The sequence below is a fragment of the Pseudomonas sp. NPDC089918 genome, assembly GCF_050280605.1.
Taxonomy (GTDB): domain Bacteria; phylum Pseudomonadota; class Gammaproteobacteria; order Pseudomonadales; family Pseudomonadaceae; genus Aquipseudomonas.
This window is the reverse complement of sequence record NZ_JBNNVP010000021.1, coordinates 58,543-73,593: the sequence shown is the minus strand read 5'-3', so window position 1 is coordinate 73,593 and position 15,051 is coordinate 58,543. Positions and strand designations below refer to the sequence as shown.

General features: G+C 58.6%; 13 protein-coding genes. 11 read left to right on the top strand and 2 right to left on the bottom strand.

The annotated features are described in order from the left end of the window. Nucleotides 1-155 precede the first annotated feature (155 nt). From acnA to ACQKPC_RS16525, 3 genes are all read left to right on the top strand, one after another. Nucleotides 156-2,897: an aconitate hydratase AcnA gene (gene acnA / locus ACQKPC_RS16535; protein WP_427625552.1), complete on the top strand. Its 2,742-nt coding sequence runs from the start codon at nt 156-158 to the stop codon at nt 2,895-2,897. Nucleotides 2,898-3,178: 281 nt separating this feature from the next. Further along, nucleotides 3,179-3,970 carry a CPBP family intramembrane glutamic endopeptidase gene (locus ACQKPC_RS16530; protein ID WP_427625551.1) on the top strand — a complete coding sequence of 264 codons (792 nt, stop codon included), beginning with the start codon at nt 3,179-3,181 and terminating at the stop codon, nt 3,968-3,970. A gap of 104 nt (nt 3,971-4,074) precedes the next feature. Continuing rightward, the gene (locus ACQKPC_RS16525) at nt 4,075-5,640 is read left to right on the top strand and encodes a methyl-accepting chemotaxis protein (RefSeq protein WP_427625550.1); all 1,566 of its coding nucleotides are present in this window, start codon (nt 4,075-4,077) and stop codon (nt 5,638-5,640) included. A gap of 128 nt (nt 5,641-5,768) precedes the next feature. On the opposite strand, the gene ACQKPC_RS16520 is transcribed toward ACQKPC_RS16525, so the two are convergent. Next, nucleotides 5,769-6,446 (bottom strand): alpha/beta family hydrolase, encoded by a 678-nt coding sequence (locus ACQKPC_RS16520; protein ID WP_427625549.1) that lies wholly within the window; start codon nt 6,444-6,446, stop codon nt 5,769-5,771. A gap of 108 nt (nt 6,447-6,554) precedes the next feature. Here ACQKPC_RS16520 and ccoN (ACQKPC_RS16515) point away from each other — a divergent pair, with 108 nt between their 5' ends. The 8 genes from ccoN (ACQKPC_RS16515) (at nt 6,555) to ccoP (ACQKPC_RS16480) (ending at nt 13,480) form a co-directional block, all read left to right on the top strand. Further along, complete coding sequence (ccoN, locus tag ACQKPC_RS16515; protein WP_427625548.1) at nt 6,555-7,979, top strand: cytochrome-c oxidase, cbb3-type subunit I; 1,425 nt, start codon at nt 6,555-6,557, stop codon at nt 7,977-7,979. Nucleotides 7,980-7,989: 10 nt separating this feature from the next. Then, on the top strand, nt 7,990-8,598 hold the full coding sequence (ccoO, locus tag ACQKPC_RS16510) for a cytochrome-c oxidase, cbb3-type subunit II (RefSeq protein ID WP_427625547.1): 609 nt from the start codon (nt 7,990-7,992) through the stop codon (nt 8,596-8,598). A 21-nt stretch (nt 8,599-8,619) separates the two neighbouring features. After that, nucleotides 8,620-8,826 carry a cbb3-type cytochrome oxidase subunit 3 gene (locus ACQKPC_RS16505; protein WP_427625570.1) on the top strand — a complete coding sequence of 69 codons (207 nt, stop codon included), beginning with the start codon at nt 8,620-8,622 and terminating at the stop codon, nt 8,824-8,826. After that, entirely contained in the window at nt 8,823-9,776 is a 954-nt protein-coding gene (gene ccoP, locus ACQKPC_RS16500) for a cytochrome-c oxidase, cbb3-type subunit III (protein WP_427625546.1), read from the top strand. Before ACQKPC_RS16505 ends, ccoP (ACQKPC_RS16500) begins: the two co-directional genes overlap by 4 nt. A gap of 482 nt (nt 9,777-10,258) precedes the next feature. Further along, nucleotides 10,259-11,701, top strand: coding sequence for a cytochrome-c oxidase, cbb3-type subunit I (ccoN, locus tag ACQKPC_RS16495; RefSeq protein ID WP_007905436.1), 1,443 nt, complete (start codon nt 10,259-10,261; stop codon nt 11,699-11,701). Next, complete coding sequence (gene ccoO / locus ACQKPC_RS16490) at nt 11,701-12,309, top strand: cytochrome-c oxidase, cbb3-type subunit II (protein ID WP_007905434.1); 609 nt, start codon at nt 11,701-11,703, stop codon at nt 12,307-12,309. Before ccoN (ACQKPC_RS16495) ends, ccoO (ACQKPC_RS16490) begins: the two co-directional genes overlap by 1 nt. Nucleotides 12,310-12,314: 5 nt before the next feature. Beyond that, a complete protein-coding gene (locus ACQKPC_RS16485) occupies nt 12,315-12,500 on the top strand; it encodes a CcoQ/FixQ family Cbb3-type cytochrome c oxidase assembly chaperone (RefSeq protein WP_003175465.1) in 186 nt (61 codons plus the stop codon). After that, the gene (ccoP, locus tag ACQKPC_RS16480; protein WP_008075160.1) at nt 12,497-13,480 is read left to right on the top strand and encodes a cytochrome-c oxidase, cbb3-type subunit III; all 984 of its coding nucleotides are present in this window, start codon (nt 12,497-12,499) and stop codon (nt 13,478-13,480) included. Before ACQKPC_RS16485 ends, ccoP (ACQKPC_RS16480) begins: the two co-directional genes overlap by 4 nt. Before the next feature lie 80 nt (nt 13,481-13,560). Here the strand turns inward: ccoP (ACQKPC_RS16480) and ACQKPC_RS16475 are convergent, their stop codons facing one another. Continuing rightward, nucleotides 13,561-14,556, bottom strand: coding sequence for a metallophosphoesterase family protein (locus ACQKPC_RS16475; RefSeq protein ID WP_427625545.1), 996 nt, complete (start codon nt 14,554-14,556; stop codon nt 13,561-13,563). Between the last annotated feature and the right edge of the window lie 495 nt (nt 14,557-15,051).

The following is a 15,051-nucleotide window of genomic DNA, read 5'->3' as shown; positions in this document are numbered from 1 at the left end:
AGCCTGTCACGAAAACCGGCGCATGATAGCCGAGATCGGAACCTTGGACTTGTCCTTAGGGTCCAGTTATTAGCCTTAATGTCTAAACGGGGCTAGGTTAAAAGCTCTGCCCGCCCCTCAGTCCGTAGCCGTGCGGATTTAAAGGAGTCATTTCAATGCCGTCCCTCGATAGCCTGAAAACCCTTAAAACCTTACAAGTCGACGACAAGACCTATCACTATTTCAGCCTGCCCGAAGCCGCCAAAAGCCTGGGTGATCTGAACAAGCTGCCGATGTCGTTGAAAGTGTTGCTGGAAAACCTGCTGCGCTGGGAGGACGAGAAAACCGTCACTGGCGCTGATCTCAAAGCAATTGCCGCCTGGCTGAAGGAGCGCCGCTCCGATCGCGAAATCCAGTACCGGCCCGCGCGGGTATTGATGCAGGACTTTACCGGCGTCCCCGCCGTGGTCGACCTGGCCGCCATGCGCGCGGCCATGGCCAAGGCCGGTGGCGACCCGCAGCGAATCAATCCGCTGTCGCCGGTGGACCTGGTGATCGACCACTCGGTGATGGTCGACAAATACGCAAGTGCAAGCGCCTTCGGACAAAACGTCGACATTGAAATGCAGCGCAACCACGAGCGTTATGCCTTCCTGCGCTGGGGTCAGAGCGCCTTTAACAATTTCAGCGTGGTGCCACCGGGCACCGGCATTTGCCACCAGGTCAACCTCGAGTATCTGGGCCGCACGGTCTGGACCAAGGACGAGGACGGGCGCACCTATGCCTTCCCGGACACTTTGGTTGGCACCGACTCCCACACCACCATGATCAACGGCCTCGGCGTGCTCGGCTGGGGCGTCGGCGGGATCGAAGCGGAAGCAGCGATGCTCGGCCAACCGGTGTCGATGCTGATTCCGGAAGTGATCGGTTTCAAACTCACCGGCAAACTCAAGGAAGGCATTACCGCCACCGACCTGGTGCTGACGGTCACCCAGATGCTGCGCAAGAAAGGTGTGGTGGGGAAATTTGTCGAGTTCTACGGCGACGGCCTCGCCGACCTGCCGCTGGCCGATCGCGCGACCATCGCCAACATGGCCCCGGAATATGGCGCCACCTGCGGTTTCTTCCCGGTGGACGAGGTGACACTGGAATACTTGCGCCTGTCCGGCCGCACCCCGCAAACCGTGAAACTGGTGGAGGCCTATTGCAAGACCCAGGGCCTGTGGCGCCTGCCCGGCAAGGAGCCGGTGTTCACCGACAGCCTGGCCCTGGACATGGGCAGCGTCGAAGCCAGCCTCGCCGGGCCAAAGCGCCCGCAAGACCGCGTCTCGTTGCCGAATGTCGCGCAAGCGTTCACTGACTTTCTCGGCCTGCAATTCAAACCGCCCAGCAAGGAAGAAGGTCGCCTCGAAAGTGAGGGTGGCGGTGGCGTCGCGGTGGGTAACGCCGATCTGATCGGCGAAGCGGATTACCACCACGAAGGAAGTACTTATCGGCTGAAAAACGGTGCTGTGGTGATCGCCGCCATCACGTCCTGCACCAACACCTCTAACCCCAGCGTGATGATGGCGGCCGGGCTGGTGGCGAAAAAAGCCGTGGAGAAAGGCCTGAAGCGCAAACCGTGGGTCAAGAGCTCGCTGGCCCCAGGCTCAAAAGTGGTCACCGACTACTACAAGGCAGCAGGCCTGACCCAATACCTTGATGAGCTCGGTTTTGCCCTAGTCGGTTATGGCTGCACCACCTGCATCGGTAACTCCGGACCGTTGCCGGAGCCGATCGAAAAAGCCATTCAGAAAGCCGACCTGACCGTCGCCTCGGTGCTCTCGGGCAACCGCAACTTTGAAGGACGCGTGCATCCGCTGGTGAAAACCAACTGGCTGGCCTCCCCGCCTCTGGTCGTCGCCTATGCATTGGCTGGCACGGTGCGCATCGATATCAGCAGCGAGTCATTGGGTAACGACAAGGACGGCCAGCCGGTTTATCTGCGAGACATTTGGCCGAGCACTAAAGAAATCGCCGACGCGGTAACTCAGGTAAACACCGCGATGTTCCACAAGGAGTACGCCGAAGTGTTTGCCGGCGACGAACAGTGGCAGGCGATCGAAGTGCCGCAGGCGGCGACTTATGTCTGGGACAACGATTCGACGTATATCCAGCATCCGCCATTCTTCGATGACATCGGCGGCCCTGCGCCGGTGGTCAAGGACGTCGAAGGGGCGAGAGTCCTGGCGCTGCTCGGCGATTCGGTGACCACCGACCACATCTCCCCGGCCGGCAACATCAAGGCTGACAGCCCTGCCGGCCATTATCTGCGCGAGCAAGGGGTGGAACCGCGGGAGTTCAACTCCTACGGTTCCCGTCGCGGCAACCATCAAGTGATGATGCGCGGCACCTTCGCCAATATCCGCATTCGCAACGAGATGCTTGGCGGCGAAGAAGGCGGCAACACGATTTATATTCCGACCGGGGAGAAGCTGCCGATCTACGACGCGGCCATGCGTTACCAGGCGTCGGGGACACCGCTGGTGGTGATCGCCGGGCAAGAATACGGCACCGGCTCGAGCCGTGACTGGGCAGCCAAGGGCACCAATCTGCTGGGCGTGAAAGCAGTCATCGCCGAGAGCTTCGAGCGAATTCACCGTTCCAACCTGGTCGGCATGGGCGTGTTGCCGTTGCAGTTCAAGCTGGATCAGAACCGCAAGAGCCTGAACCTCACCGGCAAGGAAACCGTGGACATCCTTGGTCTGACCGGCGTCGAACTGACTCCACGGATGAACCTGACCCTGGTTGTCTCCCGTGAAGACGGCAGCAAGGAAAAGATTGAGGTGTTGTGCCGGATCGATACCCTCAACGAAGTGGAATACTTCAAGGCCGGCGGGATTTTGCATTATGTGTTGCGGCAATTGATTGCCTCGTAACAGCCTGCTGACAACGACACCGCCTTCGGGCGGTGTTTTTGTTTGCGCGGTGTACGTCTCTATAATCGCGCGCCCATTTGTTTTGTGTCGATCACAGGACAAATGGGCGCGCCTGTGGCGAGGGGGCTTGCCCCCGTTGGGCTGCGAAGCAGTCCCAAAATCTCTGATGTACCAAAGATTTTGTGAGTGCTACGCACTCAAACGGGGGCAAGCCCCCTCGCCACAGGCCGCTCCCACAGGGAATGAGGCAATCCGCAAAATTTCGGACACAAGGACTTCAAATGATCGCTCTGCCATGGACTTATCTGGCACTTCTCTCCATTGGCTACGGCCTGGCGTTGATCTACGGCCATCTCGGTTGGCTGTCCGCTATCTCTTTTGCGTTGCTGCTGTTCGCCGGTTTCGCCGTTCGCCAGCAACAGGTTCCCGTAGGCCGCTACCTCGGCCACGGCCTGTTCATCTTCCTGGCGGTAGCGCTGGCAATGCACTGGCTTCCCGGTTTCTTCAACGGTCGCGCGATTGATCCCCAGCGTTTCACCGGCGATGCCGTGCCGTTTGCGATGTACCTGAATCAGGACAAACCGCTGATCGGCTTCTGGCTGTTGCTGATTTGCCCATGGATTGTCGGCCGGCGCTCGTTGCGGCTGTCCGTTTATGCCACCGCCCTCGCCCTGATCGTAAGCGCCGTGCTGGCCTTGGGCGGCGCGCTGTTGCTGGGCGTGATCAGTTGGGCTCCGAAGTGGCCGGATCAGGCCTGGTTGTGGGTACTGAACAATCTGTTGCTGGTGACGCTGGTGGAAGAAGCGCTGTTTCGCGGCTACATCCAGGGCGGTCTGAGCCGGCAGTTCAAACACCTGCCTTACGGCGACAACCTCGCGTTATTGCTCGCCTCAATGCTGTTCGGCCTCGTGCATCTGGGCGCTGGCTGGCAATGGGTGTTGTTGGCGGGCCTGGCGGGGGTCGGTTATGGCCTGGCTTACCGTTTCGGCGGGTTGGGCGCGGCCATCGCCACCCACTTTGGTTTGAATCTGCTGCATTTCGGGCTGTTCACTTATCCGATGCTCGCTGGCTGACGCAATGGTCGTTTTGCGACGCGTCACTGATTTATGAAAAAAACATTTCAATAAATGCCTGACGATGCCGAGAACCTTTCAAAGCCTTGCGGATTGAAAAAGCCATGCGTAACAACCAGCCCATTACCCAACGCGAACGGACCTTCCCGGCTCAGCAACGGTTGATTTCCACCACCGATGCCAAGGGCGTGATCACCTACTGCAACGACGCTTTCGTCGAAATCAGCGGGTTTTCTCGTGAGGAACTGATCCGTGCGCCGCATAACCTGGTCCGTCACCCCGACGTCCCGGCTGCGGTGTTCGCGCACATGTGGGGCACACTGAAACAAGGCTTGCCATGGATGGGCATTGTCAAGAATCGCTGCAAGACCGGTGACCACTACTGGGTTAACGCCTATGTCACACCGGTGTTCGACGGCAATCAGCTGGTCGGTTACGAGTCGGTGCGGGTCAAACCCACCGCCGAGCAGATCCGCCGCGCCGAAGCGCTCTACCAACGCATAAACCAGGGCAAGTCAGCCATTCCTCAAAGCGACAAATGGCTGCCGGTACTTCAGGACTGGCTGCCGTTCATTCTGGTCAGCCAGTTGAGCTTCATGATCGGCGCCACCCTGACGTCCCAATGGGGCTTCGCCCTCGCCGCCGGCCTTTCGGTGCCGTTGGGCTTGATGGGTTTGAGCTGGCAACAGCGCGGTATCAAGCGTTTGCTGCGCCTGGCCGAGCAGACCACGTCCGACCCCCTGATCGCGCAGATGTATACCGACAGCCGTGGCGCCCAGGCACGTTTGGAGATGTCGATCCTCAGCCAGGAAGCACGCCTGAAAACCTGCCTGACCCGCCTGCAGGACACCGCCGAACACCTGACCGAGCAAGCGAAACAGTCTGACACCCTGGCCCACAACAGCTCCACCGGCCTGGAACGTCAACGCGTGGAAACCGAGCAAGTGGCGACCGCTGTGAATCAGATGGCCGCCACCACTCAGGAAGTCGCCAGCCACGTGCAGCGCACCGCCGACGCCACTCAGGAAGCCAATCGCCTGACCGGTCGCGGTCGCGACATCGCCGGGGAAACCCGCGAAGCCATTCAGCGCCTGTCGGTGGTGGTCGGTGAAACCGGCCTGACGGTCACGCAACTGGCCAAGGACAGCGACGAAATCGGCGGCGTGGTCGATGTGATCAAAGGCATCGCCGACCAGACCAACCTGCTGGCCTTGAACGCTGCGATTGAAGCCGCGCGTGCCGGCGAGATGGGCCGTGGTTTTGCGGTGGTGGCCGACGAAGTGCGTCAACTGGCGCAACGCACCAGCGAATCCACCGGGCAAATCCACGCCCTGATCGCCAAGCTGCAACAAACCGCCAGCACCGCGGTGCAAACCATGGAAACCGGGCATCGCCAGGCCGAAGAAGGTGTGGCGCGGGTATTGGAAGCGGATCAGGCGCTGGTGGGCATCAGCGAAGCGGTGGCCAACATCACCGACATGACCACCCAGATTGCTGCCGCCACCGAAGAGCAAAGCGCCGTCGCCGAAGAAATCAGCCGCAACATCAGCAACATCTCGCAACTGGCTGACCAGACCTCGGAACAGGCACAGCACTCGGCGCTGTTGAGCGAAGAACTGACCAAGACCGCGAATACCCAGTATTCGTTGGTGGAGCGGTTTAATCGCTGATAGTGCCTCGCCTGATCCTGATCGTTCCCACGCTCTGCGTGGGAATGCAGCCCGGGACGCTCCGCGTCCCAGAAGCGGACGCAGAGCGTCCGTTGAGGCATTCCCACGCGGAGCGTGGGAACGATCGCTTAGCGTAGGAAATCAGCCACCTTCCCCGCCGCAGCCGCCAAATGCTGCTCATGAGTAAACCCCGAAGCCTTCAACGGCTTCAAATCATGATCCGCTGCCTCCAGCCAGAACACCTCGATACCCGGCGCCAACTCATACCCTTCGACCGCAGCCCGATTACCCAGCGCATCCCGCTCACCCTGCACAATCAACGTGCGAGTCTTCAGCGCCGCCAAATGCTCGACCCGCGGTTTTTCCGGTTTGCCGACGGCGTAAAACGGGTACCCCAGGCACACCAGCGCATCCGCTCCCAACTCATCGGCCAACAAACTCGCCATCCGCCCGCCCATGGACTTGCCGCCAATGGCCAGGCGCCCAGCGACATGGCGTCGCACCACCGCATACACCTCACGCCAGCAATCCTGCAATTTGGGCGCAGGGTTGGGGGGACGTTTACCGCCATCGATACGCCGCTGCGCCATGTAGGGAAACTCGAAACGCAACACGTTGACCCCATGCGCGGCAAGGCGCTCAGCCATGTCGCTCATCCAGCCACTGTCCATCGGCGCACCGGCACCGTGAGCGAGAATCAGCGTCGCCGAGGCCTTGCCTGCGGCGGCACTCCACAGCCATCCATGATCCCGCACACACTGCGCCCATTGATCCCCGTCAATACTGGCCTTGTGCTCTTTGTCCATGCTTGCCTCGCTTTTAGTCTGCCTATAACTCCAGGCGAAGGGAGCGTTGCCTTGCGGCTTACTCGCAAAGGCAGGCTCTCACTTCGGCTGAACCGTGGATGGGGAACCATGAACACTTCTATCAGTACCGCCTACAACTACAAGGTGGTCCGCCAATTCGCCATTATGACGGTGGTGTGGGGCATCGTCGGCATGGGGCTCGGGGTTTTTCTCGCTGCCCAGTTGGTCTGGCCCGAACTCAACTTCAACCTGCCGTGGACCAGCTTCGGCCGCCTGCGCCCGCTGCATACCAACGCGGTGATCTTCGCTTTCGGCGGTTGCGCCCTGTTCGCCAGTTCGTTCTATTCGGTACAACGCACCTGCCAGACCCGATTGTTCGCGCCGAAGATCGCCGCGTTCTGCTTCTGGGGCTGGCAACTGGTGATCCTGCTGGCGGCCATCAGCCTGCCACTGGGTTACACCAGTTCCAAGGAATACGCCGAGCTGGAATGGCCGATCGACATCCTGATCACCATCGTCTGGGTTGCTTATGCCGTGGTGTTCTTCGGCACGATCATGCAGCGCAAGACCAAACACATCTATGTCGGTAACTGGTTCTTCGGTGGCTTCATCATCACCGTGGCGATCCTGCACATCGTCAACAACCTGGAATTGCCAGTGAGTTTCACCAAGTCCTACTCGCTGTACGCCGGTGCGACCGATGCCATGGTGCAGTGGTGGTACGGACACAACGCCGTAGGCTTTTTCCTCACCGCCGGTTTCCTCGGGATGATGTACTACTTCGTGCCGAAACAGGCCGAGCGTCCGGTGTATTCCTATCGCTTGTCGATCGTGCACTTCTGGGCGCTGATCACCCTGTACATCTGGGCCGGCCCACACCACTTGCACTACACCGCGCTGCCGGACTGGGCGCAGTCGTTGGGAATGGTGATGTCGCTGATCCTGTTGGCGCCGAGCTGGGGCGGGATGATCAACGGCATGATGACCCTCTCGGGCGCCTGGCATAAGTTGCGCAGCGACCCGATCCTGCGTTTCCTCGTGGTGTCGCTGGCGTTCTACGGCATGTCGACCTTCGAAGGGCCGATGATGGCGATCAAAACAGTGAACGCCCTCTCCCACTACACCGACTGGACCATCGGCCACGTTCATGCCGGCGCGCTCGGCTGGGTGGCTATGATTTCCATCGGTGCGCTGTACCACATGATTCCGAAAATCTTCGGCCGCACACAGATGCACAGCATCGGCCTGATCAACGCGCACTTCTGGCTCGCGACCATCGGCACCGTGCTGTACATCGCGTCGATGTGGGTCAACGGCATCGCCCAGGGCCTGATGTGGCGCGCCGTCAACGAGGACGGCACGCTGACCTATTCATTCGTCGAAACCCTGGTGGCCAGCCACCCAGGCTTCGTCGTGCGACTGGTGGGCGGTGCGATCTTCCTCAGTGGCATGTTGCTGATGGCTTACAACACCTGGCGCACGGTGCGGGCCTCGCAGCCTGCCGAAGTCGCCGCTGCCGCGCAGATAGCCTGAGGAGTCCGCCATGAAACACGAAACAATCGAGAAAAACGTCGGCCTGCTGATGTTGCTGATGGTGTTCGCCGTGAGCATCGGCGGACTGACCCAGATCGTCCCGCTGTTCTTTCAGGACGTGACCAATAAACCGGTGGAAGGCATGAAGCCCTACACCGCGCTGCAACTGGAAGGTCGCGACATTTACATCCGCGAAGGCTGCGTCGGTTGCCACTCGCAGATGATCCGCCCGTTCCGCGCCGAGACCGAGCGCTATGGGCATTACTCGGTGGCCGGTGAAAGCGTGTGGGATCACCCGTTCCTGTGGGGCTCCAAGCGCACCGGGCCGGACCTGGCACGCGTTGGCGGTCGCTACTCCGAAGACTGGCACCGCGCGCACTTGTACAACCCGCGCAACGTGGTGCCGGAGTCGAAGATGCCGGCCTATCCATGGCTGGTGGCCAATCAGGTCGACAGCAGCCACACCGAAACCAAGATCCGCGCCATGCGCACCCTCGGCGTACCGTACACCGATGAAGACATCGCAGGCTCAGTGGCTTCGCTCAAGGGCAAGACCGAAATGGACGCGCTGGTCGCTTACCTGCAAGTGCTCGGCACATCCATCAAGAGCAAGAGGTGAGCCATGGCCATGCCCTTTGAAATCGTAAGCGTAATGAGCAGTGGAATGATCCGCGGCCTGGGCACGGTCGTGGTGTTCGTGGCCTTCGTCGGCCTGACGCTGTGGGTGTTCAACCGCAAGCGCAATCCGGAATTCGCCGAAGCACGCCTGCTGCCGTTCGCCGACGAGCCGCATCCCGACAACGCCAACACTCAAGAATCTGCAACAACAAGGAGTACCCGGCCATGACCACCTTCTGGAGTACGTGGATCTGCGTACTGACCATCGGCAGCCTGATCGGCCTGACCTGGCTGCTGATCGGTACCCGCAAGGGCGAAACCAAGGGCAGCGTCGACCAGACCATGGGCCACAGCTTCGACGGCATCGAGGAGTACGACAATCCGCTGCCGCAGTGGTGGTTCATGCTGTTCGCCGGCACGTTGGTGTTTGCCGTCGGTTATCTGGTGCTTTACCCGGGCCTGGGCAACTGGAAAGGCATATTGCCCGGTTATGAGGACGGCTGGACCGGTGTCCACGAATGGGAAAAGGAGATGAACAAGGCTGACGCGAAGTTCGGGCCGATCTTCGCCAAATTCTCTGCCATGCCCATCGAAGAAGTGGCCAAGGACCCGCTAGCCCTGAAAATGGGTGGTCGTCTGTTTGCGTCCAATTGCTCGGTGTGCCACGGCTCGGATGCCAAGGGCGCATTTGGTTTCCCTAACCTGGCGGACAACAACTGGCGCTGGGGCGGCGATGCCGAAATGATCAAAACGACTATCATGGGCGGTCGCATGGCCGCGATGCCGGCCTGGGGAGAAATCCTCGGTGACGCCGGCGTGAAGAACGTTGCTGCTTATGTGCGCCATGACCTGGCCGGCCTGCCTTTGCCTGCCGACAACGGTGCCGACCTGCATGCCGGACAGCAGGCGTTCAGCACTATGTGCGTAGCCTGTCATGGGGCAAACGGCCAGGGCACTGAAGCCATGGGGGCGCCGAACCTGACGCAACCGGCCGGATTTATCTACGGTACAAGCCTGGCGCAACTGCAACAAACGATTCGTCATGGCCGCCAGGGTCATATGCCGGCGCAGAACGAACTGCTCGGCAACGACAAGGTGCAATTGCTGGCCGCTTACGTATACAGCCTGTCTCAAGGTCTGAGCACCGAGCGTTTACAGGCTGAAGGCAAAAGCGAATAAATCTCGTCCGCGCAACGCCGCATCCACCCGGATGCGGCAGTTCCCTGCCCCTTTGCGACGCATTGTCGCACCCTCCGCTGGTCTTCCTTTCGGTTCACCGGATTCGGGTCTAAGCTTCCCTGCGATGCGGACTGGCCAGCGCCGGTTCCAGGTCGATTCAACCCGATGTGTTCGACGAATTTGCTCGATGACAGGCCGCAAAGGCTGGTAGACACCGGCTATCGTCCCCGTTGCCCTCTGTTACCCGATCGTCGTGTTTGAACATACCCCGTTACAACTGACCTGAACCCCTCGCCTCTTTGATCCGTTGCGACATTTTGTCCGAGGGCAATTTTGTCCTTACGCGGCGCATGGAAAGGCCGCAGAATCAGCTTTTGAAAGCATTGACCTACGTCATGGCGCGTTGCAATGACCCCCCGCTTTCTACATACTTGCGGCCGATTTTTACTCCTAATAAAACACCCAAACCGTGGAACCTTAGAATGAGCACAGCAATCAGTCCGACTGCTTATAACTATAAGGTAGTCCGCCAGTTCGCCATCATGACGGTGGTCTGGGGGATCCTTGGCATGGGGCTCGGTGTCTTCATCGCCTCGCAACTGGTCTGGCCGGAGTTGAACTTCGGTCTGGCATGGACGAGCTTTGGACGCCTGCGCCCGCTGCACACCAACCTGGTGATTTTCGCCTTCGGTGGGTGCGCTCTGTTTGCCACTTCCTATTACGTCGTGCAGCGAACCTGCCAAACGCGACTGATTTCCGACAGCCTCGCGGCCTTCACCTTCTGGGGTTGGCAAGCGGTGATAGTCGGCGCGATCGTTACCTTGCCGATGGGTTTCACGACCACCAAGGAATACGCGGAACTTGAATGGCCTCTGGCTATTCTGCTGGCCATCGTCTGGGTCACCTACGGTCTGGTGTTCTTCGGCACCATCGTCAAGCGCAAGACCAAGCACATCTATGTCGGTAACTGGTTCTACGGTGCCTTCATCGTCGTGACCGCGATGCTGCACATCGTCAACCACGCGTCCCTGCCGGTCAGTTTCTTCAAGTCCTACTCGGCCTACTCGGGTGCGACTGATGCGATGATCCAGTGGTGGTACGGCCACAACGCGGTAGGTTTCTTCCTGACCACCGGCTTCCTGGGGATGATGTACTACTTCGTTCCGAAGCAGGCCGAGCGTCCGATCTACTCCTATCGTCTGTCGATCGTGCACTTCTGGGCGCTGATTACCCTGTATATCTGGGCCGGTCCGCACCACCTGCATTACACCGCATTGCCGGACTGGGCTCAGTCCCTGGGCATGGCGATGTCGATCATCCTGCTGGCACCAAGCTGGGGCGGCATGATCAACGGCATGATGACCTTGTCGGGTGCCTGGCATAAGCTGCGCACCGACCCGATCCTGCGCTTCCTCGTGGTATCGCTGGCGTTCTACGGCATGTCGACCTTCGAAGGCCCGATGATGGCCATCAAGACCGTCAACTCGCTGTCGCACTACACCGACTGGACCATCGGCCACGTACACGCCGGCGCTCTTGGCTGGGTAGCGATGATTTCGATCGGCGCGATCTACCACATGATCCCGAAACTGTTCGGTCGTACGCAGATGCACAGCATCGGCCTGATCAACACGCACTTCTGGCTCGCGACCATCGGTACCGTTCTGTACATCGCCTCGATGTGGGTCAACGGCATCACCCAAGGTCTGATGTGGCGTGCAATCAACGACGACGGCACCCTCACCTACTCGTTCGTTGAAGCGCTGCAAGCCAGCCACCCGGGTTTCATCGTTCGCGCCCTGGGCGGTGCGTTCTTTGCCAGCGGCATGCTGTTCATGGCCTACAACGTATGGCGTACCGTACGTGCCTCGAACCCGGCTGAAGCCAAAGCTGCTGAACAGATTGCTGTAGTTGGAGCTCACTGATGAAGCATGAAGCAGTCGAGAAGAATATTGGCCTGCTGGCCTTCTTCATGGTTATCGCCGTCAGCGTCGGCGGCCTGACTCAAATCGTTCCGCTGTTTTTCCAGGACGTCACCAACAAGCCGGTCGAGGGCATGAAGCCGCGTACCGCCCTTGAGCTGGAAGGCCGCGACGTGTACATCGCCAACGGTTGTGTCGGCTGCCACTCGCAGATGATCCGCCCGTTCCGTGCTGAAACCGAACGTTACGGCCACTATTCGGTCGCCGGTGAAAGCGTTTGGGACCACCCGTTCCTGTGGGGTTCCAAGCGTACCGGTCCGGACCTGGCCCGTGTCGGCGGTCGTTACTCCGATGACTGGCAGCGTGCGCACTTGTACAACCCGCGCAACGTGGTGCCTGAGTCGAAAATGCCGGCCTATCCGTTCCTCGTGGAAAACAAGCTCGACGGCAAAGACACCGCCAAGAAAATGGAAGTCTTGCGCACGCTCGGCGTCCCTTACACCGACGAAGACATCGCCGGTGCCAAGGATGCTGTGAAGGGCAAAACCGAAATGGACGCGCTGGTGGCCTATCTGCAAGGCCTGGGCACCATCATCAAAAGCAAACGGTGATTTAGATGGATATCGGGATGATTCGTGGCCTGGGCACCGTTGTTGTGATGGTGGCCTTCATCGGTCTGGCGCTGTGGGTGTTCAGCCCCAAGCGCAAGTCGGAGTTTGAAGACGCGACCTTGCTGCCTTTCGCGGATGATCCCGAAGCCATCAAGCACGTCGAGCAAGCTTCTAGGAGTAACAAAGAATGACTACGTTCTGGAGTCTGTACGTCACAGTCCTCAGTCTCGGCACCATCTTCGCCCTGACCTGGCTGCTGCTGTCCACCCGCAAGGGCCAGCGCAGCGAATCCACCGATGAAACGGTCGGCCACTCCTTCGACGGGATCGAGGAGTATGACAACCCGCTGCCGAAATGGTGGTTCATGCTGTTCGTGGGCACCATCATCTTCGCCCTCGGCTATCTGGTGCTGTACCCGGGCCTGGGTAACTGGAAAGGCCTGTTGCCGGGTTACAACTACCTGGATAACGAGAAGCAGACCGCGTTCGCCAACGGCCAGACCGGCTGGACCGGCGTTCACGAATGGGAAAAGGAAATGCTCAGGTCGGACGCCAAGTTCGGCCCGATCTTCGCCAAGTTTGCTTCCATGCCGATCGAAGAAGTCGCCAAAGACCCGCAAGCCCTGAAGATGGGTGGCCGCCTGTTCGCCTCCAACTGCTCGGTCTGCCACGGTTCCGACGCCAAAGGCGCCTACGGTTTCCCTAACCTGACCGACGCCGACTGGCGCTGGGGCGGTGATGCGCAAACCATCAAGACCACCATCATGGGCGGTCGTCATGCCGTGATGCCGGCCTGGGCTGCAGTGATCGGTGAACAAGGTGTCAGCGATGTTGCCGCTTACGTGCTGACCAACCTCGATGGCCGCAAGCTGCCGGAAGGCGCCAAGGCTGACCCGGTTGCCGGCCAGAAACTGTTCGCTGCCAACTGCGTGGCGTGCCACGGTCCCGCAGGCAAAGGTACGCCAGCGATGGGCGCACCTGACCTGACCCACCCGGCGGCGTTCATCTACGGTTCGAGCTTCGCTCAACTGCAGCAGACCATCCGTTACGGCCGTCAGGGCCAGATGCCTGCACAAGAACAGCTGCAAGGCAACGACAAGGTTCACCTGCTGGCCGCTTACGTCTACAGCCTCTCTCACGGTGAGAAAGCGCCGGAAGCGGACGCCCAGTAAGGCAAACGCTTGATCGCAACAACAAACGGCCCCGCCCATGTGAATTGGCGGGGCCGTTTTCATTTCAGCCTCAAACCTGCTTACTTCAAGACAGGAATGACCCTCACGGCTTCACGGCTGGGCCAGTTACTGTTGTGTACTACGCTGATTTTCAGAGACTGTCGATCATCGGTAAAACTGGCAATAAGATAGGTTTGCTGGGAAGCAGACCCACTCATGAATACGGGCACTTCGCCAAACAGTTCCCATTTTCTGGAGAACACATGGATCCCTACTCCCTTGTGATCATGCCCGCCAAATACAGCGGTCACCTTGTACTGGTTGATCATCTGTTTAAATCGGGAAATCTGCGCATCACTGCCAGCCCAGTCATAGACCTTGTGCATATTGAGAATAATGATTTTGCCCTGTGCTCTCGCGCTTTTCAGATCACGCTCAAGCCAGTCCAGCGCATCAGTAATTTCAAAGGACGTTCGAGCCAACGGATTACCGGAAGTAAAATTAACTGTATAGGTCGGCTCATTATTCAATTGAACAAAATGCACATCACCAAAACCCTTTGAGTAGGCGAGACTGCCGTAATAAATTTTCCCAAGCCCCGAACTTCTTGCCCCCAAGTCCATGGATCCCCCTTTTCCCCAATAGCGTGTCTTGAGGTCATTGATACTCCCGGCCGCACAATTATTCCAAACACAATCATCTACGTTATTGGCATAATCATGGTTCCCCAAACCATAGTCATAGAGCCCCAGCAACTTCTTCTCAAAAACCCCCCTCATGTACGAACGCTCGCCTCCATGACCAAACGCCGTGATATCTCCATTAATCATTACAGGTATACGGTGAGCGCCGCCATTAAGGCTTCTGAAGCTCGCGATATCGGAATACTGCAACTCGATCAGTTCTCTTGACCGAGCTTCCTTGTTGGGATCCTGCTCACCCTTATCGGTAAGATCACTCCAGGGATATTGCGAATCCGAGGCAAATATCATGTGTTGCGGTGCTTCTGCAAAAGCAACACTTGAGCCCCAGCAATTAACTAACACCAAGGCAAGGCATGCCAGCCACTTATTCATTGACAACTTCATTGAAATCCATTTCCATTGATATTGATTAGCCGCTCTTCGCAGCCATTACGTTGAAGCCGCAAAATACAATAAGCCCTGTTAACTCGCAAATAAATGAAACTTTCAAACCAATAAAATATATGTCTGACATTTCGTTAGTTAAGAATCAAACATATGAACGCGCTCTAACGAGTGCCGAGCAAGCCGCTATACTCAAAATTCAATGGACCTGCATCACGTTTTGTCTGACGGTGAAAAAGCTCCAGCGGCAGCCCCAGTAAGGCAAACGCTTGATGCAATAAAAAAACGGCCTCGCCAATGAGAATTGGCGGGGCCGTTTGCATTTCGACGCCTTCATAATTTGAGACGAATGCTCAATAGACTCGGATTTCAGCGCCCTGTAGCTTCCCTTTTCACCCTGACGAGCAACGTGAGAACCACCGTTCAATAGATGCATTTCAAGGAAGAACCCTATGCGAGAGTCTGACTACGATTGTGTGCTAT

Bases quoted from the DNA above. Each gene is read 5' to 3' on its own strand.
- acnA (WP_427625552.1), top strand. From the start codon at position 156: ATGCCGTCCCTCGATAGCCTGAAAACCCTTAAAACCTTACAAGTCGAC.
- ACQKPC_RS16530 (WP_427625551.1), top strand. From the start codon at position 3,179: ATGATCGCTCTGCCATGGACTTATCTGGCACTTCTCTCCATTGGCTAC.
- ACQKPC_RS16525 (WP_427625550.1), top strand. From the start codon at position 4,075: ATGCGTAACAACCAGCCCATTACCCAACGCGAACGGACCTTCCCGGCT.
- ACQKPC_RS16520 (WP_427625549.1), bottom strand. From the start codon at position 6,446: ATGGACAAAGAGCACAAGGCCAGTATTGACGGGGATCAATGGGCGCAG.
- ccoN (WP_427625548.1), top strand. From the start codon at position 6,555: ATGAACACTTCTATCAGTACCGCCTACAACTACAAGGTGGTCCGCCAA.
- ccoO (WP_427625547.1), top strand. From the start codon at position 7,990: ATGAAACACGAAACAATCGAGAAAAACGTCGGCCTGCTGATGTTGCTG.
- ccoP (WP_427625546.1), top strand. From the start codon at position 8,823: ATGACCACCTTCTGGAGTACGTGGATCTGCGTACTGACCATCGGCAGC.
- ccoN (WP_007905436.1), top strand. From the start codon at position 10,259: ATGAGCACAGCAATCAGTCCGACTGCTTATAACTATAAGGTAGTCCGC.
- ccoO (WP_007905434.1), top strand. From the start codon at position 11,701: ATGAAGCATGAAGCAGTCGAGAAGAATATTGGCCTGCTGGCCTTCTTC.
- ACQKPC_RS16485 (WP_003175465.1), top strand. From the start codon at position 12,315: ATGGATATCGGGATGATTCGTGGCCTGGGCACCGTTGTTGTGATGGTG.
- ccoP (WP_008075160.1), top strand. From the start codon at position 12,497: ATGACTACGTTCTGGAGTCTGTACGTCACAGTCCTCAGTCTCGGCACC.
- ACQKPC_RS16475 (WP_427625545.1), bottom strand. From the start codon at position 14,556: ATGAATAAGTGGCTGGCATGCCTTGCCTTGGTGTTAGTTAATTGCTGG.